Origin of the sequence: Rhodococcus sp. 7Tela_A2, from assembly GCF_049311045.1 — a bacterium.
Classification (GTDB): Bacteria; Actinomycetota; Actinomycetes; order Mycobacteriales; family Mycobacteriaceae; genus Rhodococcus.
Genome location: NZ_JAXION010000060.1, coordinates 1 through 26,472 on the forward strand (window position 1 = coordinate 1; position 26,472 = coordinate 26,472).

24 protein-coding genes are annotated in these 26,472 nt (G+C 65.7%); 11 read left to right on the forward strand and 13 right to left on the reverse strand.

Annotated elements, in window-relative coordinates:
- Positions 1–45: 45 nt before the first annotated feature.
- The 9 genes from TVH25_RS12685 to TVH25_RS12725 all read right to left on the reverse strand — a co-directional run bounded on the left by TVH25_RS12685 (position 46) and on the right by TVH25_RS12725 (position 8,475).
- Positions 46–840, reverse strand: a complete 795-nt coding sequence (locus TVH25_RS12685; protein WP_169622039.1) for an NAD(P)-dependent oxidoreductase — start codon at positions 838–840, stop codon at positions 46–48.
- The gene (locus TVH25_RS12690) at positions 837–1,655 is read right to left on the reverse strand and encodes an NAD(P)-dependent oxidoreductase (RefSeq protein WP_169651535.1); all 819 of its coding nucleotides are present in this window, start codon (positions 1,653–1,655) and stop codon (positions 837–839) included. Before TVH25_RS12690 ends, TVH25_RS12685 begins: the two co-directional genes overlap by 4 nt.
- A 28-nt stretch (positions 1,656–1,683) precedes the next feature.
- Positions 1,684–2,619 (reverse strand): alpha/beta hydrolase, encoded by a 936-nt coding sequence (locus tag TVH25_RS12695; protein WP_296550711.1) that lies wholly within the window; start codon positions 2,617–2,619, stop codon positions 1,684–1,686.
- Complete coding sequence (locus tag TVH25_RS12700) at positions 2,619–4,319, reverse strand: thiolase C-terminal domain-containing protein (RefSeq protein ID WP_169651606.1); 1,701 nt, start codon at positions 4,317–4,319, stop codon at positions 2,619–2,621. The genes TVH25_RS12695 and TVH25_RS12700 overlap by 1 nt, the downstream gene beginning before the upstream one ends.
- A 29-nt stretch (positions 4,320–4,348) precedes the next feature.
- Positions 4,349–5,695, reverse strand: coding sequence for a cytochrome P450 (locus tag TVH25_RS12705; protein ID WP_169622042.1), 1,347 nt, complete (start codon positions 5,693–5,695; stop codon positions 4,349–4,351).
- A gap of 49 nt (positions 5,696–5,744) precedes the next feature.
- Complete coding sequence (locus TVH25_RS12710) at positions 5,745–5,936, reverse strand: ferredoxin (protein ID WP_169622043.1); 192 nt, start codon at positions 5,934–5,936, stop codon at positions 5,745–5,747.
- Positions 5,937–6,021: 85 nt separating this feature from the next.
- Positions 6,022–6,882, reverse strand: a complete 861-nt coding sequence (locus tag TVH25_RS12715) for a mycofactocin-coupled SDR family oxidoreductase (RefSeq protein WP_169651533.1) — start codon at positions 6,880–6,882, stop codon at positions 6,022–6,024.
- 82 nt (positions 6,883–6,964) lie between these two features.
- Entirely contained in the window at positions 6,965–7,669 is a 705-nt protein-coding gene (locus TVH25_RS12720) for an SDR family NAD(P)-dependent oxidoreductase (RefSeq protein ID WP_169622191.1), read from the reverse strand.
- Positions 7,666–8,475 carry a TauD/TfdA dioxygenase family protein gene (locus tag TVH25_RS12725; protein WP_422424328.1) on the reverse strand — a complete coding sequence of 270 codons (810 nt, stop codon included), beginning with the start codon at positions 8,473–8,475 and terminating at the stop codon, positions 7,666–7,668. The genes TVH25_RS12720 and TVH25_RS12725 overlap by 4 nt, the downstream gene beginning before the upstream one ends.
- 216 nt (positions 8,476–8,691) lie before the next feature.
- On the opposite strand from TVH25_RS12725, the gene TVH25_RS12730 reads away from it, so the two are divergent.
- The 10 genes from TVH25_RS12730 to TVH25_RS12775 all read left to right on the forward strand — a co-directional run bounded on the left by TVH25_RS12730 (position 8,692) and on the right by TVH25_RS12775 (position 21,194).
- Positions 8,692–10,188 carry an aldehyde dehydrogenase family protein gene (locus tag TVH25_RS12730; RefSeq protein WP_169622046.1) on the forward strand — a complete coding sequence of 499 codons (1,497 nt, stop codon included), beginning with the start codon at positions 8,692–8,694 and terminating at the stop codon, positions 10,186–10,188.
- Positions 10,185–11,390 (forward strand): CaiB/BaiF CoA transferase family protein, encoded by a 1,206-nt coding sequence (locus tag TVH25_RS12735; protein WP_422424329.1) that lies wholly within the window; start codon positions 10,185–10,187, stop codon positions 11,388–11,390. The genes TVH25_RS12730 and TVH25_RS12735 overlap by 4 nt, the downstream gene beginning before the upstream one ends.
- 16 nt (positions 11,391–11,406) lie before the next feature.
- Positions 11,407–12,600, forward strand: a complete 1,194-nt coding sequence (locus TVH25_RS12740) for an OB-fold domain-containing protein (RefSeq protein ID WP_169622048.1) — start codon at positions 11,407–11,409, stop codon at positions 12,598–12,600.
- A complete protein-coding gene (locus TVH25_RS12745; RefSeq protein ID WP_422424330.1) occupies positions 12,597–13,757 on the forward strand; it encodes a thiolase C-terminal domain-containing protein in 1,161 nt (386 codons plus the stop codon). Before TVH25_RS12740 ends, TVH25_RS12745 begins: the two co-directional genes overlap by 4 nt.
- Before the next feature lie 279 nt (positions 13,758–14,036).
- Positions 14,037–14,990: an ABC transporter permease gene (locus TVH25_RS12750; protein ID WP_169622050.1), complete on the forward strand. Its 954-nt coding sequence runs from the start codon at positions 14,037–14,039 to the stop codon at positions 14,988–14,990.
- Positions 14,987–15,889 (forward strand): ABC transporter permease, encoded by a 903-nt coding sequence (locus TVH25_RS12755; protein WP_296550712.1) that lies wholly within the window; start codon positions 14,987–14,989, stop codon positions 15,887–15,889. The genes TVH25_RS12750 and TVH25_RS12755 overlap by 4 nt, the downstream gene beginning before the upstream one ends.
- A 51-nt stretch (positions 15,890–15,940) precedes the next feature.
- Complete coding sequence (locus TVH25_RS12760) at positions 15,941–17,524, forward strand: ABC transporter substrate-binding protein (RefSeq protein WP_169622052.1); 1,584 nt, start codon at positions 15,941–15,943, stop codon at positions 17,522–17,524.
- 102 nt (positions 17,525–17,626) lie between these two features.
- Positions 17,627–18,565, forward strand: a complete 939-nt coding sequence (locus TVH25_RS12765) for an ABC transporter ATP-binding protein (protein WP_296550713.1) — start codon at positions 17,627–17,629, stop codon at positions 18,563–18,565.
- Positions 18,555–19,673, forward strand: a complete 1,119-nt coding sequence (locus TVH25_RS12770; protein WP_169622054.1) for an ABC transporter ATP-binding protein — start codon at positions 18,555–18,557, stop codon at positions 19,671–19,673. The genes TVH25_RS12765 and TVH25_RS12770 overlap by 11 nt, the downstream gene beginning before the upstream one ends.
- 27 nt (positions 19,674–19,700) lie before the next feature.
- The gene (locus tag TVH25_RS12775; RefSeq protein WP_422424331.1) at positions 19,701–21,194 is read left to right on the forward strand and encodes an MFS transporter; all 1,494 of its coding nucleotides are present in this window, start codon (positions 19,701–19,703) and stop codon (positions 21,192–21,194) included.
- A gap of 39 nt (positions 21,195–21,233) precedes the next feature.
- On the opposite strand, the gene TVH25_RS12780 is transcribed toward TVH25_RS12775, so the two are convergent.
- From TVH25_RS12780 to TVH25_RS12795, 4 genes are read right to left on the reverse strand one after another with little or no spacing between them, the layout of a single operon-like run.
- Positions 21,234–21,521 (reverse strand): DUF3263 domain-containing protein, encoded by a 288-nt coding sequence (locus TVH25_RS12780; RefSeq protein WP_169622056.1) that lies wholly within the window; start codon positions 21,519–21,521, stop codon positions 21,234–21,236.
- A 43-nt stretch (positions 21,522–21,564) separates the two neighbouring features.
- Entirely contained in the window at positions 21,565–22,992 is a 1,428-nt protein-coding gene (locus TVH25_RS12785) for a FadD3 family acyl-CoA ligase (protein ID WP_422424332.1), read from the reverse strand.
- A complete protein-coding gene (locus tag TVH25_RS12790) occupies positions 22,989–24,170 on the reverse strand; it encodes an amidohydrolase family protein (RefSeq protein ID WP_169622058.1) in 1,182 nt (393 codons plus the stop codon). The genes TVH25_RS12785 and TVH25_RS12790 overlap by 4 nt, the downstream gene beginning before the upstream one ends.
- A gap of 28 nt (positions 24,171–24,198) precedes the next feature.
- A complete protein-coding gene (locus TVH25_RS12795; RefSeq protein ID WP_296550717.1) occupies positions 24,199–25,746 on the reverse strand; it encodes an AMP-binding protein in 1,548 nt (515 codons plus the stop codon).
- Between the two features lie 132 nt (positions 25,747–25,878).
- On the opposite strand from TVH25_RS12795, the gene TVH25_RS12800 reads away from it, so the two are divergent.
- Positions 25,879–26,472, forward strand: a 594-nt coding sequence (locus tag TVH25_RS12800; RefSeq protein WP_422424333.1) for an enoyl-CoA hydratase/isomerase family protein, incomplete at its 3' end; no start/stop codon positions are given.

Here is a 26,472-nt window from a genome sequence, read left to right on the forward strand (position 1 = left end):
GGGGCTACGCACCGAGTGCATCGCCCCGGCGTCCGGGGCCGCGACTTACGTACGCGCGTCGATCGCGGTGTCGAGCACGCCCAGGTCGGCTCCGAGTTCGGCGACGGTCGCACGCACGACGGCAATGTCTTTCGACAGGAACTCGCCGACAGCGCTGCGGAACTCCGCGACGGAACCGCGCATCGCGATGTTGCCCATGACTTTGCACGACGAACTCGCGTGCGGAAGTGCCTCGAAGAGCGATTTCTCGTCGAGGCCGAGCCGGCGGCCGAGTTCTGCCGCCTCCGCCATCAGGCCGATCTCCGCCGCGAACAAGGCATTGTTGACCAGCTTGACCCGCTGGCCACTGCCGCTGGGTCCGACGTGGATGACCGGGTCACCATAACTCTTCAGCACCGGCGTCACGGCAGAGACGGCCTCGTCCGGGCCACCGACGAACAAGGTCAGCGCACCCGCCGCGATGTCGTGCGGTCCACCGCTGACCGCAGCGTCGACGACCGATACCCCGTACGGGGCCGCCTCGGCGGTCAACGTCTCGATGGAACGAGGGCTGATCGTCGTGTGGACGATCAGGGTCGAGCCCTGTGGCATACGAGCGAGCACTCCGTCGTCGAGGCATACCTGCCGGACTTGGGCGTCGGTGAAGACGCAGACCGCGACGATGTCGGCGCCGTCGCCGATGTCGGAGATGTCCGCCACCGGCCGGGCCCCGGCCGACTCGAGAGCCGATCGGGTCTCCTCGTTGCGCGCCAGAGCCCGCACGTCGTGGCCGTTCGAGACGAGACGCCCCACCATGGGCAGGCCCATGCGGCCCGCGCCGACGAAATGCACTGTGGTCACCGCGGATACTCCATCATCTCGAGGGTGGCGTCGGCTGCGGTCAGCGCGGCGCCGGGGGTGACGCCGGCTGTGTCGGCGATCTCCGCGATGTGCCGCACATCCTTGCGCAGAAGTTCACCCGCGTGCTGCGCGATACGGTCGAGTGTCCCGCCGGCCGACACCACGCGTCCGAGGGCGAAGCTGTTCGCGGTGCCGTTCGCGACGACCTCACCCAGGCGCGCCGAATCGATCCCGAGGGCCGCACCGAGTTCGAGGGTGCTTGCCGCGGCGGACAGGTTCGCGGTGAACAACAGGTTGTTGAGGAGCTTGGTGACCTGGCCCGCTCCCACTTCGCCGAGATGCACGACAGGGTTGCCGTAGGTCGAGAACACCGGACGGCACTTCTCGACGGTCTCGGCATCGCCTCCGACCATGACGAGCAAAGTGCCTGCGGCCGCGCCCATTCCGCCGCCGCTGACCGGCGCGTCGACGACCGAAACACCGCGTGTGCCGGCGATCTCGGCGAGTTCCCTGCAGGTATCCGGGTGGATCGTGCTGTGGATCGCGATCACGGCGCCTTCACGGAGTCCTTCGAGGAGCCCGTTCTCTCCGGCGACGATCTGCCGGACGTCGTCGTCACCGACCACGCACAGGCACACCAGGTCGCTCACCGCCGCGAGCTTCGCCGGTGACTCGGCGTAGGTTGCGGCAGTGTCGGCGTACGGTTCGAGGGACGCGGGCCGGCGAGCCCACAGTGTGGTCTCGAAACCTGCTTCGACGATACGGCGGGCCATCGGCCCGCCCTGACTTCCGAGCCCGATGAATCCGACACGCATCACCGAACCTCCTTACCGTTCGTGGTGGTCATGACCTGAAATCCGCCGGCCGGGTGCGGCCCTCGATGCACTCCTCGAGGAACGAGATCACGCGACGGTGGTAGGCGGGTGCGGCGTAACCGATGCTCAGGTTGTGTCCACCCGACGGCTCTACCTGCACCTGAACGCGGGGTGCCTCCGTGAACATCGCCGCAACGTCGTCGAGAGCGGACGGGTCGTTGCGCCAGACCTTTTCGTGCTCGGCCGCGGTGAAGTGCACCGGTACCCGGACCTCTGCGGCGAGCGCGGGGAAGTTCTCCTGGGGCCAGGACGCCGTCACGACGCCCTCGTACGCCGGGGTGGACGACGCGATCTTCGCGCCGCCGATGATGTCGGCCGGGTAGAGATCGGCCGGGGTCCAGAGCAGTTCGCCGACGCCGCGGGCGTTCGCGTACCGATCCTTGGTGCCGAAGATGTCGGCCGCGAGCGCGTGATGCTCGCGTCCGGTGCCCGACAGTTCGAGGCCGAGGATGTCGCCGTTGCGATCGTCGACTGCCATCCGCATCGTCAACTCGCTGCCGACGGAATGTCCCCAGAGGAACACACCGGCACCGCGCGATCCCGAGCCGAGGAAAGCGTCGATCGCCGCAAACGCAAGCTCCACCCGGCGAGCGGGTTCGGACATGCCCTCGTGATGCGGGCGGGAAGACCCGTAACCCGGACGGTCGAGCGCCAGCACGGTGAATCCCTGCGCCACCGCCTCTCTCATCAGCGACAGTTCCGGATGGTCGGGGCAATCCCAGTACACGGACCGGGCGGCACCACCGTGCAGCGCGACGATCACGGCACGGGGTGCATCCGCCTCGATGAGGAGGCCGGACATCGGGATGCCCTCGACATCGACGACGCGAGAGACGGGTGAGACGCCTCCCGCGCCGTCGACGCGGGCCTCCTCGATCGGTGAGGTGCGGGGGTGAGCGGCCATCACGACTCGCTCCGGAGCAGCATCGCGCTGCCCGGGGTGAGCCCGCCGCTGCTGACGACGGCGACACGCGCATCGCGAACCTGGCGGTCGCCCGCTTCGCCGCGCAACTGTGTGACCGCTTCGTGGACGAGGCCCATGCCGTGGGTGCGGCCGTGCGAGAGCTGGCCGCCGTGCGTGTTGAGCGGGAGGATGCCGTCGCGCGCGATGTTCTTTCCTCCGTCGAGGAAGTCCTTCGCTTCGCCGATCCCGCAGAAGCCCAGTGCTTCGATCCAGGACAGGGCGTTGAAGCTGAAGCCGTCGTACAACTCCGCGACGTCGACGTCCTCCGGACGGAGCGAGGTGCGTGTCCACAGGTGCGCTGCGGGCCCGAGGACCTGCGGTTCGTGCGTGAGGGTGCTCTGGTCCCACTCGATGCGCTCGACGATTTGGGTCCCGACCGCTTCGACGCGGATGGCGGGACGGGCGAGATCGCGTGTCGTTTCGGCCGCGGAGACGATGACCGCGACGGCACCGTCGCACGGGACGTCGCAGTCGTAGAGCCCGAACGGCGTGGTGACCGGGCGTGCGGACAGGTAGTCGTCCATGGTCATCGGGTCGCGGTAGATCGCGGTCGGGTTGAGTGCTGCGTTCGCCCGCTGGTTCAACGCGATCCAGCCGAGGGTCTCGCGCGTCGTCCCGTAGCGATGGAAATGCCGCTGGGCGTTCTGGGCGAGTGTGTGTGCCGCGGAGCTGGCACCGAAGGGCATCATCCAGCTCGTGGTGCGTCCACCGGACGGGGTGATGTCGCCCGAGCGCATCATTTCGCTGTAGGTCGACTCCCACAGTGTCCGGTAGCAGAGCACGTGGCGTGCGAGCCCACTCGCCACGGCGAGCATCGCGGCGATCACCGAGCCGCTGGGACCGGGGGTTTCGAGCCCACCGTTGAACCAGGTGGGGCGCAGGCCGAGCGCGGACTCGAGCGCGCCGATGCCGCCTTCGCCGAACCCGACCAGGGGGCCGGCACCCGGGTAGGTCGACAGGCCGTCGATGTCGTCCATCGTCAGGCCGGCGTCGGCCACGGCGCGCTCACAGGCCTCGATGGTGAGGGCGATCGGATTGACCATCATGCGGCGTCCGATGTCGGACATGCCGACGCCGCTGATGGCGACTTTGTCCTCGAACTTGTCCTGAGTGACAGGGGGACGGATGTGGAACCGGATCTGGTCCGGTTCGATCTCGTCCGTCGGCAGGGGAGCAGGGGGACCCTGCTCCGCTACCGGGCGGAAGAACGGAAGCCAGACGTCGCCGTCGGCTTCGAACACGACTTCCATGCGCATGCCGAGCTCGAGTTGCTCGGCATCGCATTCCACCGTGTTGGTCGTGAGCCGCACCCGGGGGTCTTCCTCGAGTGCGACCTGCGCGATGACGAACGGCGTAGGGAGCCCGGGCAGACCGAAGCGGTGGTTGACCGTGAATCCGATGAGGGTGGCGTAACCCGAGACGACGCGCACCCCCATCTGTTTCCCCCGGCAGTAGCGGCAGATCGGCTGAGGAGGATGGATGAGAGCCGAGCACGACTCGCATTCCTGTATCCGCAGCAGGCCGTCCGCGCCTGATTTCCAGAAGAACTTGTTTTCCAGGGTCAGCTGGGGGAGGGGACGTCCGGAGGCTTTCGCCGGCGTGTCCTGTGTCCCTGCGTTCCCTGATTCCTGATCGACCACCGCTGTGTCAGCCACTTACCCGAGCATCCTTACTTCTTTGCCGTGATGGGTGCTGCGAGTTCCTGTTCATCGATCAGGACCTGCAACTTTTCCAGGGTCGCGTCGAGGCCGGGGCCGATCCGCTTGCCCGGCGTGAACGTTGCGGGCAGATGCCGCATGCCCTGGATGACTCCGATCGAGTCGTAGTGAACCGTGTTCTCCGCATCGCATGTGTAATCCGGCATGCGATCGAACACGGCGATCAACATCCGCTTGAACACCGTCCGTGCCAGGTTCGACCCGATGCAGCGGTGCACACCCAGTCCGAAACTGAAGTGCCGGTTGCCCTTACGCTCGATGTCCACCGAGTTGGGCTCGTCGAACAGGGCCGGATCGCGGTTGGCCATCGCCCACGACAGCCAGACACGTTCGCCTTCCTTGACCTGCGCGCCGCTGAACTCGCAGTCCGCAGAGAAGGTGCGTCCGTCACCGGGCGTCGGAGAGAAGTAGCGCAGGAACTCCTCGGTGGCGCTGTCGAGCAGGGCGTCGCGTTCGTCGCTGAGACGCGTGCGCTCGGTGGGGTTCTCCCCGAGCCATTCGAGTGCGTGCGCGGTCAGCGCGGTGGTGGTGTCGAAGCCGCCGCCGATGAGCAGGCTGAGGATGCCCAGCAACTCCATGTCGTCGGGCTTCTCGCCGAGCACCTCGACGTCGGCGATCGCGTTGATCAGGCCCGGGCGAGGCTTCTCCCGGATCTCGAACAGGTTGGTGAGCAGGTCGATACCCATGTTGCGGTGAAGCTCACCGATGCGTGCGATGTCGGGGGAATCCGGCGGGGTGTAGATGGCCGCGTGGACCGGCTCGCAGTAGACCTCCCACTTCTTGATCGGGATGCCGAGCATCGCCAGCGTGATGACGGCCGGCACGACGTTCGCGAGGTCGTCGACGAAATCGATTCGGCCGCTCTCGATCTTCTCGTCGAGGGCGGCCTGCACGACCTCGTCGATGATCGGGATCCACTTCTGGATCGCAGCAGGGGAGAGATACGGGTTGAGGAGTGCCCGGAATTCGCGGTGCTCCGGGTCGTCCATTTCGAGAATTCCGCCGCGCACGCCGGAGGCGCGCTCGGCGGTCGGGATCATGATGCCCTTGTACCCGCGACGAACGCCCTTGATGTCGTGGTCGTTCGAGACATTGGGTGAACGGACGATGTTGAACACCTCGTCGCTACCCGCGGCGACCCAGTGGCCTCCGTGGGTGTCCGACCATGCCATGGGGCACTTCGACTGCATTTCCTCCGTGATCGGCAGGAAGTTCTCGCGGTAGTCGGCGGCGTGCCGGTCGAAATTGAAGACCGGGGTCCGGTGGGAATTGTCGGCAACGACGTCGTCGACACTCATGGTTTCCTCTCTGACGCTTCGATGGACGGACTGTTCGAAACGTTGATGGTCAGGAGATCTGGATGGCCTGCTCGGGGCACGACCGCGCGGCTTCCCGCACGTTCTCCTCGAGGTGGGCGGGCACTTCCTCGACGACGGCTGTGGCGTGACCGTCGATTTCGCTCAGTTCGAATACCTCCGGTGCCGCCATGGCGCACAGGGTGTGCCCTTGGCAGCGCTCGGGATCGACCTTCACCTTCACGATATTTCCTCCCGGTTGCGGCTGAAATTGGTTGGCGCCCGGATATTCCCACGACGACCGGGGAAAGTCCCGCGCACTGTGACGGTCAGATGTGGAAGTCGTACCACTTCAGGTACCCGCCACCGTCGACGCGCATCTGCATGCCCGTGACGTAGCGCGACTCGTCGGACGCGAGGAAGAGCACCATGTTGCTGGAGTCCTCGGGCTCGATGTACGGAATCGGCATGGCCTGCTGGACACCGAACACAGGCTCGGCGTCCGCGCGGGTCGGGTGCTCGAGGTCCGGGCGGAACGACCGGTACATGGGCTCGCTCTGCAGCATCTCGGTGTTGCAGTTCGTGGGATGCAGCGCGTTGACGCGGATCTTGCGGGGTGCCAGATGGGTCGCCAGTTCGTGAACCAGCTGGGCGATGGCACGCTTGGAGAAGACGTAGGCGACGCCGCCGAGGTCCTTGCCCGGTACGTCGACCTTGGACACGTCCATCAGGGCGGCAGTGGAACCGGTGGCGATGATCGAGCCGCCCTCGGCGAGATGCGGAAGCGCGGCGTGGATCGCGTTGAGCGTGCCGACCAGGTTGGTGTCGACGACATCGGCCCACGCCTGGGTCTGCGGCTCGCCCTTCATACCGGCGACACCGGCCTGCGCGACGACGATGTCGACCTTGCCGAACTCGGCCAGCCCCTGCTCCAGGGCGGCTTTCACCTGCGCGGCCTCACGCACGTCGGCCTGGACGGCGACGATGCGCCGGCCTTCCTTCTCGACGAGCCGGACGGTCTCTTCGAGATCTTCCGGGGTCGCCATGGCGTACCCCATCGAATCGATGTTCCGGCAGATGTCGACAGCGATGATGTCGGCGCCTTCGGATGCGAGTTTGACTGCGTGACTACGGCCTTGACCACGAGCTGCGCCGGTGATAAACGCGACCTTGCCTTCAACACGTCCCACGGGAGAATCCTTTCGGAGGGGTATCGGCCGGGAGGATTCCGGCCGAGCGGAACCGGCACCTCGAGGGGCCGGAGTGGGTGTTCTAGGTGTTGCGTCCGCCGTTGACCCCGAGGATCTGCCCGGTGATGTAGCCGGCCTCTTCCGAGATCAGGAAGGAACATGCGGCGGCGATGTCCTCGGGGCGTCCTGCCCGCCGGACCGGTGTGCGCTGGATGTGGTCTTCGATGGTTCCGCCGAGCAGCCCCTTCTCCTCGGAGCGGCGCAGCATCGGAGTGTCCACGAAGCCCGGCGGTACGGCATTGACGGTGATGCCGCTGGGCCCGTATTCGAGCGCGAGGGATTTCGTGAGGCCGTTGACCGCTGCCTTGGACGAGACGTAGGCGGACATGAACTGCTGGCCCGACTGCGCGCTCGACGACGAGATGTTGACGATGCGTCCCCATCCGGCCTCGATCATGTCGGGCAACGCGGCCTGGACGCAGTGGAACACGCCTCCGAGATTCACCGCGACGACCTTCTGCCAGGTGTCGTAGTCGATGTTCTGAAAGCGCTTGTACAGCTCGAGTCCCGCGCCGTTGACGAGGATCGTGACGGGTCCGAGTTCCGCGCGGATCTCGGCGAACGCGGCCTCGACCTGCTCACGGTCGGACACGTCGACCTTGTACTCGAACTCGTCCCCGGTGGGGTTGAGATCGAGTACGGCGACCCGATGGCCGTCCTTGCGCAAGCGTTCGGCGATGGCGCGCCCGATTCCGGAACTGCCTCCGGTGACGACGGCTGTCCTCATGCCCATGCCTCGTCCCCGACGATGGTGGTGCGGCGCATCAGGCGCTCGGACGACGGATCGTAGGGAAGGGCGCGGTGCAGCATTCCGGTGTTGTCCCACACCACGAGGTCACCGACGGCCCATTCGTGCGAATAGCAGAAGCGTTCCTGCGTCGTCCACGCGAGCAGTTCGTCGAGGAGTTCGCGGCTTTCTTCGGGGCGCATCCCGACGATGTGATCGGCGGTGGCTCCGATGACCAGCGACCGCCGGCCGTCGCGACGTTCCCACACGAGTGAGGACTCGTGGGGTTTCAGTGCGCGCCACCGGGCGACCATCTCTTCCGGCGGGTCCGGATGGACGCGACGCTGAGCGGCTTCGAAGCTGTGCACGACGCGCAACCCCTCGTAGCGCTTCTTCTCCTGCTCGGGGAGATTCTCGTAGGCCGCGTACGTGCTGGCGAATTCGGTGCCACCGCCGACCATCGCCACGTGCCGGGCCGTGAGGGTGGTGGCTTTGGCGGGCACCTCGTTGGTGGTGTCGTCGATGTGCCAGTGGAACGTGCCCTTGAGGTACTCGGCCGACGGAGTCTTGGCCGGGTCCAGCGAGACGGTGAAGATCTCCTGTCCCGGTGCCGGTGTCACGACCTTGCCGAGCTTGCGGCTGAAGGCCAGCTGGGCGTCGTCGTCGAGGTTCAGCCCCCGGACCAGCAGGACGCCCCTCCACTTGAGTGCTTCGAGCAGCTGCGCAACGACGGTGTCGTCGTCGAGGCTGTCCAAGCCGGTCACTTCTACGCCCAACGACGGACTGAGGGCTGTAGTCTGAATCACAAGAATCTCCCTTCCGGATGCGAGAACCATACTCTCGCGCAATTGCAGGTCGCAAGACCCGAGGAACGCCGCCACGACAGCGAATCCGAGGTGGGGCTCGTGGCGCAAATCACTTTCGGTCTATCTTCGCGGCTGGCCGGTTGCTAGAGTTCTCCCTAACAGAGTGAATAATTCTCATTGAAGAGAATGATGTTTTCATCCATGTGAGGAGACGGAATGTCAGTGCAGGACAACGGGTCGACCGCTGTGGCCGACGGCGCAACCTCGAACGGTGTGACGAAGCGCCTGCTCATCGACGGCGAGCTGGTCACCACCGATCGCACGTTCGCGTCCTACAACCCTGCGACCGGCGACATCGTCGGCCACGCTCCCGACGCCGGGGTGGAGGAAGCGGAAGCCGCGATCAAGGCGGCACGTCGTGCGTTCGACACGACCACGTGGTCGACCGACGTCGAATTCCGCGCCAAGTGCCTCGACCAGCTCTACCAAGCCCTGCGCGACAACGTCGAGGAGCTGCGCGAGCTGACCATCGCGGAGGTGGGTGCGCCGCGCATCCTGACCCACGGCAACCAGCTCGATGCCCCGATCGAGATCGTCAAGTACTACGCCGAACTCCTCCGGAACACACCGTTCACGGAAGAACTCGGTGAGGTCGAGTTCCGCGGACAGCCCCACCGTCGCTGGGTCGAGAAGGAAGCCGCCGGCGTCGTCGCGGCGATCGTCGCCTACAACTACCCGACACAGCTGGCGATGGCGAAGCTGCCGGCCGCGCTCGCCGCAGGCTGCACGGTGGTGCTCAAGGGCGCACCGGACACCCCGCTCGTCACGCAGGCACTCGCCGAGGTCATCGCCAACCACACCGACATCCCCGCGGGCGTGGTGAACATCCTGTCGTCGTCGCAGATCGCTCCCGGCGAACTGATGACCACCCACCCGGACGTCGACGTGGTCACCTTCACCGGCTCGACGCCGGTCGGCAAGAAGATCATGGCGGCGGCAGCCGACTCCCTCAAGCGGGTCTTCCTCGAACTCGGCGGCAAATCGGCACTCATCGTGCTCGACGACGCGGACGTCGCCACCGCCGCCCAGTTCGCGGCCTTCAGCATCTGCTCGCACGCGGGCCAGGGCTGTGCCCTCACCACTCGCCTGCTCGTGCCGCGGTCGAAGCACGACGAGATCGTCGCGCACGTCGCCGGTGTCATGCAGCACGTGCCGTTCGGTGATCCGTCGGACCCGAAGATCTACATGGGCCCGGTCATCAGCGAGAAGCAGCGCGAAAAGATCGACGCCATGGTCAAGCGCGCCGTCGACGAGGGCGCGACCCTCGTCACCGGCGGCGAGAAGGTGGATCCGGGCTGGTTCTACAAGCCGACCCTGCTCGCAAACGTGGACCCCGACAGCGAGATCGCGCAGGAAGAGGTCTTCGGACCGGTCCTGGCCGTCATCCCGTTCGACGACGACGACCACGCCGTCGAGATCGCCAACAACTCCAAGTACGGGCTCTCGGGTGGCGTGCTCAGCGCGGACGACGAGCGAGGCATCGCCATCGGGCGTCGCATCCGGACCGGCACCTTCAGTGTCAACGGCGGCAACTACTTCAGCCCCGACGTCCCGTTCGGCGGTTACAAGCAGTCCGGTATCGGTCGCGAGATGGGCGCCGCGGGCCTGGCCGAGTTCCAGCAGCTGAAGGCATTCTCGGTGGTGGTCAAGTGAGGCCGCTCGAAGGAGTGCGTGTCGTCGAGGTCGCGATGTACGGCTTCGTCCCCTCGGCGGGCGCGGTGCTCGCCGAATGGGGCGCCGACGTCATCAAGATCGAGCATGCGGTCATCGGCGACCCGCAGCGCGGCCTCCGTCAGACCGGCACCATGCGCGTCGAGGGCGACCCGAACCCGAACGTCGAGCACGCCAACCGAGGCAAGCGCAGTCTCGGACTGGACATCTCGATTCCCGAAGGCCGCGAAGTGCTGCTCGACCTCGTACGCGGCGCCGACGTCTTCCTCACGAGTTTCCTGCCGAGGGTACGTACCAAGCTGAGCATCGATGTCGACGACATCCGTGCGGTGAACCCGAAGATCGTCTACGCGCGCGGCAGCGCACTCGGGCCTCGCGGTATCGAATCCGACAAGGGTGGCTACGACATGACGGCCTTCTGGGCCCGCGCCGGTGTCGCCGCGACCCTCACCCCGGCCGGAACGGAAGGGATGATCGCTCCTCCCGGACCCGCGTTCGGCGACACCATCTCCGGCACCAACCTCGCCGGTGGGATCGCCGCAGCGCTGTTCAAGCGTGAACGAACGGGTGAGCCGTCCGTGGTCGACGTCTCGCTCCTGAGCAGCGGCGTGTGGGCCATGGGCCACACGATCGCGCTGTCGGCGCACCTCGGCGTGCACATGGAGGCGCCGAAGGCCGGCGGGCACGGATCACCGCGTAACCCGTTGTCCGGTGTGTACGGGACGGCCGACGGCCGGTACGTGTCGTTCGTGATGCTCCAGCCCGGTCGCTTCTGGGCCGACGTGTGCCGGCACATCGACCGGCCGGACCTGATCGACGATCCGCGCTTCGCGAATGCGGAGGCGATCGGTGAGAACACCGCCGAGGCGGTCGCGATCCTCCGTGAGGTCATCGGCAGCAAGCCGCTCAGCGACTGGACTCAGCGTTTCGGCACCCTGTCGGGGCCGTGGGCGCCGATCCAGGACTCGCTCCAGGTGGTGAGCGACCCCCAGGTCCGGGCGAACGAGTACCTCATCAAGGCAGGGGAACTCGAACTCGTATCCAATCCCGTGCAGTTCGACGTCGCCGCTCCCGAAAGTGGCCCGGCGCCCGAGTTCGCTGCCCAGACCGAGGAGATTCTCCTCGAACTCGGGCTGGACTGGGAACGCATCATCGAACTCAAGACCGCGGGCGCAGTCACCTAGTTCGCAAGGAGGGATCATGCCCTACATCGCTTCGATCGGAACGTATCTGCCCTGCTGGGGATCGTCGGACAGCAGGGTCGCCGGTGACGACGAGGATGCCGTCACCCTCGCCGTCGAGGCCGGTCGTGCCGCACTCGAAGCGGGCGGATCCGCCGAGTACGTGGTCGTCGTGAGCCGGGACCTGCCGCTGATGGAGAGCAGCAATGCGGCGGTCCTGCTCGCGGGGCTCGGACTCGACCCCGAGCTCGAGGTGACCGAGCGTCTCGGTGGCGCACCGGCCGCACTCGACGCTCTGGGATCGGCTCGCCCCCGCACGCTCGTGATCGGCGTCGATATCGAACCTGCCGGGGCCGCAGCGGTACTGACGTCCGATCGCGGACTGCAGGTTCGCACGGCTGCACGGGTCTCGCGCAGCCTGCCGGTGCGGACACGGAGTGCGTCCGGCGACATCCACGACTACGGCGATCCGCGGCTGCTCGCGAAGCGCGGCTACCTCGCCTCGCTGTCGACGGCGTGGGTGGAGTCCCCCGCGATCGTGGCCGGGGTGACGTCGTCGGAAACCGGCCGTCTCGCGGCGACGCGGAGGCTGGACCTGCCCACCACAGGGGCGAGTTCGGGTCTGTTCGCTCTCGCGGCCATGGCCGAAGCCGGCATCACCGGGCCACTGGTCGGCGTGGAGCAGGCAAGCCTGTCGGGGCTGACGGTCGCCGACGGGGCGGTACAGGTGAACCGGCGGGAACGGCCGCCTCGGCCGAGACCGGCCTCCATCAGTACCGCCGAAGGGGAGATTCCGATCTCCCTGGCCGCGTACGAACGAGCATTCGAGGCGAAAGTCCGCTGGGAGGCAGGTCGTTTCGCGGACAGCGAGACTCTCGACTTTCCGCCCCGCTACCGCGTCGACGCCGACGGAACGCTGAACACCGGGTATCTACTCGTCGATCTTCCCCGGACCGGGACGGTGTACACCGAGGTCACCGTGCACATCCCGGTTCCGGGCCTGAGTACGCCCTATTCGCTGGTCGTCGTCGAACTCGACGACGTCGGAGTCCGCGCGCTGGTGCGGGTTACCGGAGCCGAAGCCGGCACGGCCGACATCGGTGACCGCGGCAGGCTGGTGTTGCGCCGGGTCGCTGTGCGGTCGGGCGTCCCGGATTACGGCTATGCGTTCGAGCCCGACGATGTCGGTACGGATGCGGAGGAGGCGGCATGAGAAACGTCGCAATCGTCGGCGCAGGAATGACTCCGTTCGCCGAGCATTTTGCGCTGGGTATGCGGGACCTGCTCCCGATGGCGTACTCCGAATGCGCTGCGAGCGTCGACAAGGGGATCGACAAGTCCGACCTGCAGGCCGCGTGGTTCGGCTCGATGGGCACCACGGACGGATTTCCGTCCGGCATCCTGGCGGACACGCTCGAGTTGCCGGAACTGCCGGTCACGCGCGTCGAGAATTCCTGTGCCACCGGGCACGACACGATCCGCAACGCGATGTTCGGGATCGCCTCGGGGGCGTACGACATCGCCCTCGTCATGGGTGCCGACAAGATCCGGGAGACGGCGTCGAAGGGCATGTTGTGGGAATGGGAGGCGATGACCCGGGACATGGCGTGGGACTACCCCCTCGGTCTCGCCCAGGCGGGTTTCGCACTCCACGTCCGGCGCTACCTGTACGAGTCCCCTGCCACCCGTGAGCACATGGCGATGGTGGCCGTGAAGAACCATCGCAACGGAATGACCAATCCGAAGGCCTGCCGGCGTTTCGAACTGACGGTGGAAGAAGTGCTCGCCGCGGACACCACGGTCACGCCGTTCGGGGTCTACGACTGCGCGCCTCAGAGCGACGGTGCCGCCGCGCTCATCCTCGTCGCGGACGACGTGGTCGATCGCTTCACGGACCGTCCTGTGTGGATCCGCGGTACCGGACTCGGCCTCGACTCCGTGATGCACCAGCACAAAGGGGATCTCACCACGCTGCCGGCGACTCGGCGTGCCGCGAAGCAGGCGTTCGCCGCGGCCGGGCTCGGTCCGGCGGACGTGGACGTCGCGGAGGTCCACGACTACTTCACCGGCATCGAACTCATCAGTTACGAGGATCTCGGTTTCGCGGAGAAATTCGAAGCGTTCAAGTTGCTGGAGTCCGGGGCCACCGATATCGGCGGTTCCCTTCCCGTGAACCCCAGTGGGGGTCTCAATACGAAGGGTCACCCACCCGGCGCGTCGGGGGTGGCGCAGTGTGTCGAACTCTTCGAGCAACTACGGGGACAGGCCGTCAATCAGGTCGACGGAGCACGAATCGGACTTGCGCACAATGTCGGAGGTCCGACAGCGGTTGCCGCCGTGACGATTCTGGAGGGGCCCGCAACTCGATAATCTCCGCCACCCGGACAGCCCGCGCCCACGCCACGTGGGTGTGGGCTGTTCGACGTTGCACGACTGTCTCGCTTCGACGTGTGCCGGCCGAATATGTTGCAGCACTGCAAGATTGCCGTTCTGTATTCTTTGCACACCATTCACCTTTCTAGTGAATCCGTATTGCCGTGCTCACAAACAAGACTTAATGTGTGGGTCATCACATGGAGTGCTCGGGTGGGTCTTGTTCTGTGTCGCCGCGTCCCACGGCTCCGGCAGCACGATGAAAGTTGAGTGTGGATGATTCTCACGATTTCGAAGAAAGTGGGCCGCAGCCTGCTGGTCGTCCTTCTGGTGACGATCGCGGTTGTCGCACTGCTCGGTCTTGCTCCGGGATCTGTCGCACAGGTCATCCTGGGCGAGAATGCAACACCCGAGGCTGTCGCCGCGATGGACGCCAAGCTCGGCCTCGACCAGCCGTTCTGGGCGCAGTACACGGGATGGCTCGCCGATGCGGTGCGCGGTGATCTCGGAACATCGCCGCTGACAGGGCAATCGGTCAGCGAGGCCATCGGTGAGCGACTTCCGGTGACGCTGCAACTCGCCGCTATGGGCTTGATCATCGCTCTCCTCGTCGCGCTCGTCATGGGCGTGGTTTCGGCGTCGCGCCCGGGTAGCAAGGTGGACCGCGGGATGAACGCGCTGTCGGCGGTCTTCCTGTCGGTGCCGGCCTTCATCGCCGGCCCGGTACTGATCTACTTCCTCGCGATTCAGCTCAACATCTTCCCGGTGATGGGATGGTCCCGGATCGAGGAAGGACTCGGTGAGAACCTGCGTGGCGCTCTGCTGCCGGCGCTGGCGATCGCGCTCACGGAGATCGCGGCATTCCACCGTCTGCTCCGCACCGATCTCATCGGCACGCTGCGTGAGGATTTCGTCGCCGCGGCCCGAGCCAAGGGAATGCCGTCCTGGTACGTGATGTTCCGGCACGCGCTGCGCCCCTCGTCCTTCTCGCTGATCACCGTCGCGGGCATCAACCTCGGCCGCCTCATCGGAGGCACGGTCATCGTCGAAACATTGTTCGGGCTCCCGGGTCTGGGGCAACTCGTTGCGTCGTCCATCACGTCGCGTGACGTGATCATGGTCCAGGGCATCGTGGTGTTCATCGCGGTCGTCTACGTGGGAATCAACACCCTTGTCGATCTCAGCTACCAAGTGATCGACCCGCGGGTCAGGAAGGTGGTCGGAGCATGACCCAGGTCGCGTTGGAGAAGAAGGACGAGGGGCGCCCCGTCGACGAGGTAGCCACGAAACTTCCGGATGTACCCGCGGTCAAGAAGACCCGGTCGATTCTGGTGTACCTGTCGATCGCGTGGCTGGTGATCATCATCGGTGCGGCGGTCTTCGCCGGACTCCTGCCCCTCGCTCCGTACAACATCCCGATCGGTCCGCCCCGCACGCCACCCGGCTTCGGTTCGCTGGACACGCTCCTCGGAACCGACACGCTCGGACGGTCCCTGCTCTCGCGTGTCGTCTACGGCGCCCAGGTGTCGCTCGTGATCGGTGCCGTCGCCGGCACAGTCGGCTTCGTCGTCGGCTCGCTGTTCGGGATGATCGCGGGATACTTCGGCAAGCGTGTCGACGCCGTGATCTCGCTCGTCGCCGACGCCATGCTCGCGTTTCCGCCGCTCATCCTGCTTCTCGCCCTGGCGTCGATCCTGACTCCGAGCGTCCAGACGATGCTCTTCGGGCTCGGCTTGCTGGCGATTCCGTCGTTCATCCGGTTGTCCCGGGCCAACACCCTGGCGTGGTCCTCACGCGAATTCGTCAGAGCGGCAAAGAACATGGGTGCGGGGAACGGGCGCATTCTCTTTCGAGAGATCATGCCGAACGTTCTCGCCCCGCTGGCGTCGTACATGCCGATCGTGATCGCTGCCCTGATCGTCGCCGAGGGTTCTCTGAGCTTCCTCGGGCTGGGCATTCCACCACCCCAGCCCAGTTGGGGCGGCATGATCAACGACGGCAAGGACGCCATCGCGACGTCCCCGCACCTCGTCTTCGTGCCTGCCCTCGTCATCTTCTTCACGGTGTTCGCTCTCAATCAGGTAGGCGACCACCTCCGCACCAAGTACGACCGGACGCTGCACGACTGAGTTGGCCTCGAACCGGTTGTATTCGAACATTTTCCACATGAGAGGTCGAGAATGATACGACACAGACGTCTGGTGGCCGCGTTCGCGGCCGCATGCTCTGCCGCACTGGTGCTGGGGGCATGTGGGAGCGGCGATTCCGCTTCCGCTTCCAACGCCGCCCAGAGCACCGTGGACGCGGGCGACCCCGTAGCCGGTGGTACCGGTCGCATCCTGCAGATGGGTGAACCACGCTCGCTCGACCCCGCGGCGCTGTCCAACACCTGGGCCCACCAGCCCACTCTCGGCAATGCCCTCTACGGCACATTGATGGTCACGGCCAACGACACGCTCGAACTCGAGTACAAGATGGCGACCGACTTCTCGACTGCCGACGGCGGAAAGACCTTCACGCTGGCGTTGCGGCCCGACCTCGCGTTCAGCGACGGTAGCCCGCTCGACGCCGCGGCCGTGAAGTTCAATTGGGACCGGCTCAAGGACCCCGCACTGGGATCCACAACGATCCGGCAGGCTGTGCAGATCGAATCGACCGAGGTGGTCGACCCGACGACGATGCGTGTGACGATGGTCGAGCCGAACCCCCAGTTCGGCCAGGCGCTCGTTGCCGGCGCACTCAACTGGATCGCATCCCCGGCCGCACTCGAGAAGGGTGCTGCGGCATTCGACGAGAATCCCGTCGGAGCCGGACCTTTCACGCTCGTGAGCTGGACGCGTCAGGACTCGATCGAGCTCGAGAAGAACGCCGGGTACTGGGACGCGCCGAAGCCCTATCTCGACAAGCTTGTGATTCGCACCGTGGCCGACGCCAACCAGCGTTCCAACGCGATGACCACCGGTGGGGCCGACCTCACCACGGAGACGAGCTGGACCAATATCAACAAGGCCGAGGCCGCCGGCCTGCAGTACCTGGTCGCGTCGACCGGTGGTGGCCAGTTCGCCGGTATGAATCAACGCCGCGCACCGTTCGACGACGCCCGGGCACGACGTGCCGTGTCGCTCGCTGTCGATCTCGACGCCGTGAACACCGTGGTCTACAACGGTGAGGGCGAAGTGCCGAAGACCTTGTTCCCCGAGGATTCCCCGTACTACGCCGATATCCCCTTGAGCACGACGGATGCCGCCGAGGCACAGCGTCTCTTCGATGAGCTCGCCGCGGAGGGCAAGCCGGTGTCGTTCACCTTCCTGTCCTACCCGACAAGCGAGAGTCGCGTGCTGGGTGAGGCAATCCAGGCTCAGCTCAGTGCATTCCAGAATGTGGAGATGAAGGTCGAGGTGGCCGATTTCCCCGCGGTGACAGCACGTGCGGGTGCCCGCGACTTCGACATGCTCGTCTCGTCCACGATCACCCAGGATCCGGATTACGCGCTGACCATGGCGTTCGACTCGCAGTCGAGCGGCAACTTCATGGGCGTGAACAATCCGGAACTCGACGCCGCGCTCGAGCGGGGCCGGTTCGGCCAGACCGCCGAGGAGCGCAAAGCGGCGTACGACGAGGCACAGCAGATCATCGCCGACACCGTGGTGGGTCTCTGGTACGTCCGGGCGTTGCCGTCGGTGACCTTCGGCAAGAACCTGCACGGCGCACAGATTTACACACTCGGGTCTCCTCTTCCCGAAGAGTTCTGGATCAGTAACTAGCCGACACGAGGAAAGGGCCGGCTCGCCGTGAATGCTCAGCCGCTTCTCGAAGTGAGAAATCTACGTGCCTACATCGGTACGCCGCGTGGCACCGTCCGTGCAGTGGACGACGTGTCGCTCGACCTGGATTCCGGACAGGCGCTGGGTATCGTCGGCGAGTCCGGCTCCGGCAAATCGGTGATGGCCCGCGCGATCATGGGGCTCATGCCTCCGCGTTCGGGTCGATCCGGCCACGTGACGTTCAGGGGCCGTGACCTGCTGTCCCTGACGAAGAAGGAGAAGCTGGAGATCTGGGGAAACCAGATCGCCATGGTTTTCCAGGACCCGGGGCGTTCGCTCAACCCGGTGGTCAAGGTCGAGCGTCAGCTCACCGAGGGGATGCGGCGGCATCTCGGGGTGAGCCGGTCCGAAGCGCGGACCCGAGCGTTGAAGCTTCTCGAAGAAGTAGGCGTTCCGGACCCCGAACGACGGCTGGGCAACTATCCCCACGAGATGTCCGGCGGTATGCGCCAGCGCGTGATGCTCGCGATCGCGCTGGCATGTGAACCGGATCTGCTCATCGCGGACGAGCCGACCACCGCCCTCGACGTCACCGTGCAACGGCAGATCCTGGACCTGCTCCGCCGCGTCCAACGCGACCGGGACATGTCGATGATGCTCATCAGCCACGACCTCGCCGTCGTCGCCGGTCGCACGGACCGCGTGGCGGTGATGTACGCGGGACGGCTCGCGGAGGTGGGATCCACCCGAGAGGTGTTCGATGCGCCGATGCATCGCTACACCCACGCGCTCCTGGGGGCGACACCGACGATCGATCACGAGCGGCACGCACCGCTGCGCCTGATCGAGGGGTCGCTGCCCGATCCCACCGATCCGCCTCAGGGGTGCCGATTCGCGCCGCGCTGCACCCATGTTGCGGACGAGTGCACCGTCGCGCCGATCGGTCTCGAATCGGTCGGTATCGACCATGAGGTCGCATGTCTGCGTCCCGTCGTTCCGGCGGTCGGCGCTGTATCCGGAGGTGAATCGCATGGCGGGTAGTGGTACCGCTCATCTGCGGGGCGAAGAGGCCCTGCTCAGTGTTCAGGATCTCGTGGTGGAGTACCCGACGGATGCCGGCACCGTACAGGCGGTGTCGAAGATCAGCTTCGACGTACTGGCCGGCGAGACGCTGGGAATCGTCGGCGAATCGGGATGCGGCAAGTCGACGACCGGCCGCGCCGTCCTCCGGCTCGACCGGGTGACGTCGGGGCGAATCCGCTTCGGAGAAGAGTGGATCGAGGGTGCGAGCGAAAAGCACATGCGTTCGCTCCGCCGGGATATGCAGATGATCTTCCAGGACCCGGTGTCCTCGCTCAATCCCCGCCGCGCCGTCAAGGACATCGTGGTCGAGGGGATGACCATTGCGGGCGCGTCGTCCGAGTCACGCGAGAAGGCCTCGGCGTCGGTTCTCGAGCAGGTCGGTCTCCCGGGCGACCGATTCGCGAACGTGCTCCCACGGCAGTTGTCCGGGGGACAGGCGCAGCGCGTGGCGATCGCGCGGGCGCTCGCGCTCGAGCCGAGGCTCCTCATTTGCGATGAACCTGTGTCGGCCCTGGACGTTTCGGTGCAAGCGCAGATCCTCAACCTCATCGAGGAACTGAAGACGAAGTTCGCTCTGACGGTGGTGTTCATCGCCCACGATCTCGGGGTGGTACGCACCGTCAGCGACAACGTGATGGTCATGTACCTCGGCAAGGTGTGTGAATTCGGTGATTCGATCGAGATCTACGATGATCCCGCTCATCCGTACACGCGCGCCCTACTCGATTCGGTTCCCCTGACCGATCCCGAGAAAGCGTTTGCAGGGCCGGCTCTGGCGGGCGACGTACCGTCGCCCCTTGCGCCTCCGACGGGATGCCGGTTCAGGACCCGCTGCCCGAAGGCCCAGGATCGTTGCGCCGAGGAAGAACCCGAGATGCGGGAGGTACGGCCGGGACAGTTTGCGGCGTGCCACTTCCCGTTGCCGTCGGTCACGGGACGGAAGAACCTTTTCGAGACGGTGGAGTCCGAACCTGCCGAGACGGAAGCCGTGGAGATCGAAACGGGGGACACCGAAAGGGGCGACACCGAAACGGGCGACACCGAACTGGTGAACGCCGATGGGTGACGGTGGTTCCCGGAGCACCGGGCGCCTGTGAATGCCGTAGTGCCGGCCGTCCGGACCGGTCCGACCATCTGGGTGCTGGTCTTTGCCGGAATCGTCACCACGCTGATGTCCACGTTGGTGATTCCGCTCCTCGTCGACTTGCCGGAACTACTCGGAACAAGTCCCGCGAATGCGTCCTGGGTCGTCACGGTGACCTTGTTGTCCGGAGCGGTCGCCACTCCCGTGACCGGCCGGCTGGGCGACATGTACGGCGCACGACGGATCCTGCTGCTGTGCACGGTGCCGCTGATCCTCGGGTCGTTCCTGTGTGCGATGTCGTCGAGCCTGGCACCCATGCTCGTCGGACGCGCACTGCAGGGCGCAGGATTCGGCATCGTTCCGCTCGGTATCAGCGCACTGCGCTCGCTGGTCTCTCCCGAGCGCCTGGGATCGGCGATCGCACTGATGAGTTCGTCGCTGGGCATCGGCGGAGCACTCGGACTTCCGGTCGCCGCAATCGTCGCGCAGACCACGAGCTGGCGAATGTTGTTCTGGGGAGTCGGAATCCTCAGCGTGGTGATGGCGATCCTCATCGCATGGGTCGTACGGGACACACCGGCGAACGAGCACAGGGGCAAGTTCGACGGATTCGGCGCGTTCGGTCTGTCGGTGGCACTGGTATGCCTGTTGCTCGCGGTGTCCAAAGGCGGTGACTGGGGATGGACCGCGGGACTGACCTTGACGCTGCTCGCGGTGTCCATCGTGGTGCTTCTCGGCTGGGGACGTTGGGAGCTTCGAGCCGACAGTCCTCTGGTGGACCTCCGGGTGGCGATGGGCAACCGGGTGCTCGTGACCAATATCGTCACCATCCTGATCGGCTTCTCGATGTACTTCCAGGCCTTGCTCGTCCCTCAGATCCGGGTGCTGCCCGAGTCCACGGGATACGGCCTGGGGCAATCGATGATCGTCATGGGACTCTGGTGTGCGCCCGCCGGCCTGCTGATGATGGTGATCTCACCACTGGGCGCACGCCTCACGACCGCGCGTGGTCCCCGGACGACGCTCTGCACCGGTTGCCTGATGATGGCCGCGGCATACGGTTCGTCGCTGTTCATGATGGGATCGACCTGGGGACTGCTGGTGATCACCTGTTGCATCGCTGCGGGAATCGGGCTGGCCTACGGTGCAATTCCGACTCTGCTCATGGGAGCGGTGCCGCTGACGGAGGTCTCGTCCGCGAACAGCGTCAACACGTTGCTGCGTTCGCTGGGCAGTACGGTATCCGCAGCGGTCGCAGGAGTTGTCCTGGCACAGATGAGCATCATGTTCGCAGGCAACACGATTCCCACCGAGAACGGATTCCTCGTGGGCATGCTGATCGGTGGCGCCGCGGCACTTCTCGCGGCGCTCGCCACCGTGGCGATCCGCGGAGCGCAACCCGGCGGTACGGAGACCCCGGTTCCCGGCATCGCGGCACAGTCGCCGGCCGATGCCTCGTCGCGCTCCGCGGTCACCGGCCCGGGGACAGCGTCCGCACGGTGAGTGCGTCGAGCAGAGGAACTTGTCAGGCAGAGGGACTTGTCAGGCAGAGAGCTTACTGAGGGGATGCTCCGACGACACGCGACGCGGTCGCGCCCGGTCGCCGGACCGGATATCGATCGTGCTGAGGCGGTCGTCGCAGATCCGGACGAGGTCCGTGAGGACCTGCGGGTCGAGCCGGTTCCAGCGGTGTTTGGTCAGGAGCCTGCGTAGCCGATGGAAATAGTCCTCGGGGGATATCCCGAAGGTGACGAAGATGTCTTCGTCGGGCCCGCCGTTCCAGTGGCGCCACTTTACGGCGAAGGCGAGTAGTGCAGCTTCATCGGTCATCGCGCCGTCTCCTTCTATTGTGGGGGTGTGGATGCACTGCGCATCAACGCAATTGGTCCTTCATGACTTTGCCCGTCGCGTTCAGTGGCAGGGCTTCGAGATACTCGATGGCCCGAGGGGCCTTGAACCCGGCCATTCGCTCCCGGCTCCAGGCGAGCAACTCCTCCGGCGGTACCGGATTCGCCGACACGACGAATGCCTTTGCGACCTGTCCGAGGCGCTCATCCGGGATACCGATCACGGCGACCTGGTCGACGGCCGGGTGTTCGAGCAGGAACCCCTCGATTTCCGCGGGATATGCATTGAAGCCACCGACTATGAACATGTCTTTCTTTCGGCCGACGATCCGCAGGCGGCCGTCGTCGTCCAGCGTCCCGAGATCTCCGGTATGCAACCAGCCTTCGAGGTCGACAGCTTCCGAGGTTGCCTCCGGATCGTCGAAATAGCCCTGCATGACATTGTAGCCACGGATGAGCACTTCTCCGTCGTCCGCAATGCGGACTTCTATTCCCTCACAAGGAATCCCGACCGTAGTGGCGATTTGTTCGAAAGTGTCGCCGGGCCGGGATGCGGTGGCCGTACCGGCTTCGCTCAGCCCGTACCCGGTCATGATGGTTCGAAACGGCAGTTCGTTGCTGATACGCCGGATCAGATCGACGGGGATGTCTGCCGACCCGGTCACCGCTGCACGCAACGACGAGAGGTCCCGTGTGCCCTGTGCGGCCAGAAGGGACTGGTAGAGCGTCGGTGGGCCCGGAAGTACGGTGACCCGTTCGCGTTCGACCAGTTCGAGAACTCTGTCGACATCGAGAACGGGCACCGGGAGTACGGTGGCGCCCCGGATCATCGACGCGATCAGGCCGGCTTTGTAGCCGAACATGTGGAAGAAGGGGTTGACGACCATATATTTGTCGCCCTTGCGGAGATCGGCGAGGTCGCACCACTCCGAGAACATCCGGAGAGTCTGGGTGTGGTTCATCATGACGCCCTTGGGACGTCCGGTGGTTCCCGAGGTGTACATGATGTCGGCGATATCGTTGCCGCTCAGCCTGCGGGCGAAGGGATTTCCGCTCTCCAGGAATCCCGACCTCATATCGAACGTAGGCACTCCTGCCGGCGTCCGGAATTCGGTACCGAGGAAGCCGTTCTGGACGAGCACGGCCTTCGCTCCGCTTCGGCGGATGATGTCGCCGGCCTCATCCTCTTTGTAGCGCGTGTTGACGGGGACGAGGATTCCGCCCGCCGCGAGCAGCCCGAAGGCCGCGACGATCCATTCTGCGGAGTTGGGGGCCCAGATCGCTACCCGGTCACCCTTGTCGATGCCGGCCGCGGCGAATGCTCCTGCGGCCCGGCGGATGCGGGCGGTGAGCTCGGTGAAGGTGAGCCGGAGGTCCCCGTCGACGACCGCTTCGGCATCGCCGAAGCGGTCGTCCGTGCTGAGGACCATCTCGGGGATGGTCCGCCAGGTCATACCTTCAGCAGCCTCGCGAGATTGCCACCCATGACCAGCTTCTGATCCTCGAGGGGAAGATGCTGGATGTGGTCGATGTAGCTGGTCGGCTCGGCCAGTCCCTCGGGGTGGGGGTAGTCGGACCCGAAGAGCACGCGCTCGGCACCGATGAGGGCCGTCAGCTTGCTGAAGTCCTCTTCCCAGAACGGGCTGACGTGGATGCTCTTCTTGATCGCTGCGACCGGGTCCTGCATGCCGAAGCCCTCGGGGGCCTTCTTGTAGACGTCGGCGAGGGTCTGCAGCACGTGCGGCAGCCAGGACGCGCCGTTCTCGATGACTGCGATCCGCAGCTCGGGGAATCGGAACAGTGCACCGTGGCAGACCCACGACGCCACGGCATCCTGAATCGGACGCCATTCGCTGACCATGCGGAACGCGTTCGTGACGAACGGGAGCATTTCTTCGCCCGTGCCGTCCCACTCCTGGTTGTACCGTGCGTAGCCACTGTCGGACGAGTGCTGGGTGACCAGGACGTCGAGTTCGACGACGCGCTTCCAGAACGGATCGAACTCCGGGAGTGCGAACGAGCGCGGACCCTTGTAGCCGGGAACCGGTGCGGGCCGGACGAGGATCGCCTTCGCGCCGCGCTCGACACACCACTCGAGCTCTTCGATCGCCTTGTCGACGATCGGCAGGCTGATGACCGGGACGGTGAAGATGCGGTCCTTGTAGTTGAATCCCCAGGTCTCGTACAGCCACTGGTTGAGTGAGTGGACGACCGCGTGGATCAGCTCGGGGTTGTCGCGCATGCGCTCTTCGACGAGGCTGGCCAGCGTCGGGAACATCAGAGTGCGGTCGATCTGGAGTTCGTCCATGAGCTCGAGACGCGCAGCGGGTTCACGGAAGGCGTCGATCGACTTCATCGGCTTGCCGAAGATCTCCCGCTTGCTCTTGCCCTCGGGATTGCCGTTCTTGAAGTAGTCCTCCATCGCTCCGGGACGAGCGACCACCTCGAAGGTGGGGTTGGGGATGTACTCGCTGATCTGATTGCGGATCGCGATCTTCGTGCGGCCGTCGACCTGCACGTACTTGATGGCGCCCTTGTACTTCTCCGGGAGGAACTTGGTGAGGGCTTCCTCGGTCTCGTACAGGTGGTTGTCCGCATCGAACAGCGGATACGGCAATTCTTTCGGTGACATAGATCCTCCTTCTCCTGTTGTGAGAATACTATTCTCTTCCGCGGGAGGCCGCAATATCCCCGCGCACCCGGAACTTCTGGATCTTGCCGCTCGCGGTGCGGGGGAACTCCGTCACTTCGTGCAGTTCCTCGGGCCACTTCTGCTTCGCGATACCCGAGGCCCGGAAGTGTTCGCGCAACTCGTCGAGCGTGGGCATCGCGTGCCCCGGATGAAGCCTCAGTACGGCCGCAGCATGTTCACCCAGGCGCTCGTCGGGGGCGGAGACGACCGCGGCCTCCGCAACCGACGGAAGCGTGAGCAGTACTTCTTCCACCTCGAGGGCGCTGATGTTCTCGCCGCCCCGGATGATGAAGTCGGCCTTACGGTCGGTGATCGTCAGGAAGCCGTCGTCGTCCAGCACCCCGATGTCGCCCGTGTGATACCACCCGTCCTCGTCGAACATGCGGGCAGTGAGTTCGGGGTCGGTGTAGCCCATGCAGAGATCCGGTCCGCGGCTCAGGATCTCGCCGTCCTCGGTGAGGCGGATCTCGACTCCCGGTGAGACGCAGCCGTCGGTGAAGAGCCGCTTGTCGACGGGATGGGTCACCAGCGAACTCGTGATCGACGGATGCTCGGTGCTCCCGTACGCCCGGAACACGGTGATCCCGAGCGAGTCGAGCCGGCGGGTCACCGCGCCCGGAACTGTCGAGCCGCCGAGACCGGCGTACTTCATGTACTTCAGGTGCCGGCCGGGATCGAAGTCCGGGTGATCGAGGAGGCTGGTGACGAAATAGGTCGCGCCGCCGCCGATGACCAGGCCGTCGCTCTCCATGAGTTCGATTGCGCGAGCGGGGTTCCACACGTCGAGCAGGTTGATGGGGGAGTTGTCGAGCAGAGGGATCAGGAAGGCATTGACCATGCCGATGAAGTGCCCCACCGGTGCGCCTGTGAGCTGCGTGCCCCGGTCGGCGGGATAGCGGGCGGCGAGTTGCCGCGTCTCGAATCCGAGGGTGCGGTGGCTGTGGACCACGCCTTTGGGATCACTCGTGGTGCCGGAGGTGAAGGCGAGCAGTGCCGGCGCCGCGGGGTCGGTGGGGAGAACGCCTTCGAAGGGTTCGGCGTCGAGCAGGTCGTCGAAATCGCGCCCGACCACGCCGACGATCGGGATGTCGGCGCAGAGGTCGGGCTGGTACTCGGTGTACCCGAACCGCTCGGCGCACACGAAGACCTTGGGCGAGGACTCGCGCAGGATGAACCCGAGTTCCTTGCGGCCGTAGAAGTGCACGATCGGCACCACGGTCGCGCCGAGGAAGGACGTCGCCCAGAAGACGGCGGCCGCTTCCATCCAGTTCGGCAACTGGAACGCCACCACGTCACCGGGGCCGACGCCGCGCCGGCGCAGGCCTGCAGCGAGACGACGCGCGACGATTTCGACCTCACCGACTGTTCCCGACCAGGGCCGCACGTCGGAGTGGACCCGGAACTCGATGTCCGGGGCGGCCTTCAGGCCACGAGCCAGCATGTCGCCGATGGTCTCGCGTGTCCACCACCCTTCGTGCTCGTAGCGTTCGACCAATTCGGGGGGCAACTGCCGCATCGTGGGAGCTCCAAGGTCAAGGGGTGAGACCGCTCTGCCGTGCGTCGCAGCGCTCGGAGTCGGCTTCGGTCATATGCGAGCATGTTATTCTCCGATTTCCAGAATTCCAATATCAATTTGGAGAACAGAGCTATGGTCGATCTCGAACTCGAAGACGGACTGGCGATTGTCACGATCGATCGCCCCCACGCCCGCAACGCGATTGCGCCCGAGACCATGGACCAGCTCGAGAAGGTTCTCGACGCCGCTGCCGGCGCGCGTGCGCTGGTCATCCGAGGTGCGGGCGACAAGGCTTTCGTATCGGGCGGTGATCTCAAGGAACTGGCAAAACTGCGCACCCATGAGGAGGCCGCCGAGATGGCGCGCCAGATGCGGGCGATCTGTGATCGGATCGCGGAGTTCCCCGCGCCCGTCGTTGCGGCACTGAACGGGCATGCGCTCGGCGGGGGTGCCGAGGTCGCGGTGGCCGCGGATATCCGGGTCGCCGCCGACGACATCAGGATCGGGTTCAATCAGTCCACGCTCGCGATCATGCCCGCGTGGGGTGGGGCAGAACGGCTCGCGTCGCTCGTGGGCAGGGGCAGGGCTCTGATGCTGGCGGGTTCCGGCACCATCCTCCGTGCCGAAGAAGCCGAGCGAGTGGGACTCGTCGATCGTGTCCTCCCGCGCGAGACGTTCGACGAAGGGTGGCGGGGGGGGGGCCGCCCCCCCGCCCCCCACACCGCC

Bases quoted from the DNA above. Each gene is read 5' to 3' on its own strand.
- TVH25_RS12755 (WP_296550712.1), top strand. From the start codon at position 14,987: ATGACCCAGGTCGCGTTGGAGAAGAAGGACGAGGGGCGCCCCGTCGAC.
- TVH25_RS12770 (WP_169622054.1), top strand. From the start codon at position 18,555: ATGGCGGGTAGTGGTACCGCTCATCTGCGGGGCGAAGAGGCCCTGCTC.
- TVH25_RS12690 (WP_169651535.1), bottom strand. From the start codon at position 1,655: ATGCGTGTCGGATTCATCGGGCTCGGAAGTCAGGGCGGGCCGATGGCC.
- TVH25_RS12705 (WP_169622042.1), bottom strand. From the start codon at position 5,695: ATGAGTGTCGACGACGTCGTTGCCGACAATTCCCACCGGACCCCGGTC.
- TVH25_RS12760 (WP_169622052.1), top strand. From the start codon at position 15,941: ATGATACGACACAGACGTCTGGTGGCCGCGTTCGCGGCCGCATGCTCT.
- TVH25_RS12750 (WP_169622050.1), top strand. From the start codon at position 14,037: ATGATTCTCACGATTTCGAAGAAAGTGGGCCGCAGCCTGCTGGTCGTC.
- TVH25_RS12740 (WP_169622048.1), top strand. From the start codon at position 11,407: ATGCCCTACATCGCTTCGATCGGAACGTATCTGCCCTGCTGGGGATCG.
- TVH25_RS12785 (WP_422424332.1), bottom strand. From the start codon at position 22,992: ATGACCTGGCGGACCATCCCCGAGATGGTCCTCAGCACGGACGACCGC.
- TVH25_RS12790 (WP_169622058.1), bottom strand. From the start codon at position 24,170: ATGTCACCGAAAGAATTGCCGTATCCGCTGTTCGATGCGGACAACCAC.
- TVH25_RS12795 (WP_296550717.1), bottom strand. From the start codon at position 25,746: ATGCGGCAGTTGCCCCCCGAATTGGTCGAACGCTACGAGCACGAAGGG.
- TVH25_RS12730 (WP_169622046.1), top strand. From the start codon at position 8,692: ATGTCAGTGCAGGACAACGGGTCGACCGCTGTGGCCGACGGCGCAACC.
- TVH25_RS12780 (WP_169622056.1), bottom strand. From the start codon at position 21,521: ATGACCGATGAAGCTGCACTACTCGCCTTCGCCGTAAAGTGGCGCCAC.
- TVH25_RS12695 (WP_296550711.1), bottom strand. From the start codon at position 2,619: ATGGCCGCTCACCCCCGCACCTCACCGATCGAGGAGGCCCGCGTCGAC.
- TVH25_RS12720 (WP_169622191.1), bottom strand. From the start codon at position 7,669: ATGAGGACAGCCGTCGTCACCGGAGGCAGTTCCGGAATCGGGCGCGCC.
- TVH25_RS12745 (WP_422424330.1), top strand. From the start codon at position 12,597: ATGAGAAACGTCGCAATCGTCGGCGCAGGAATGACTCCGTTCGCCGAG.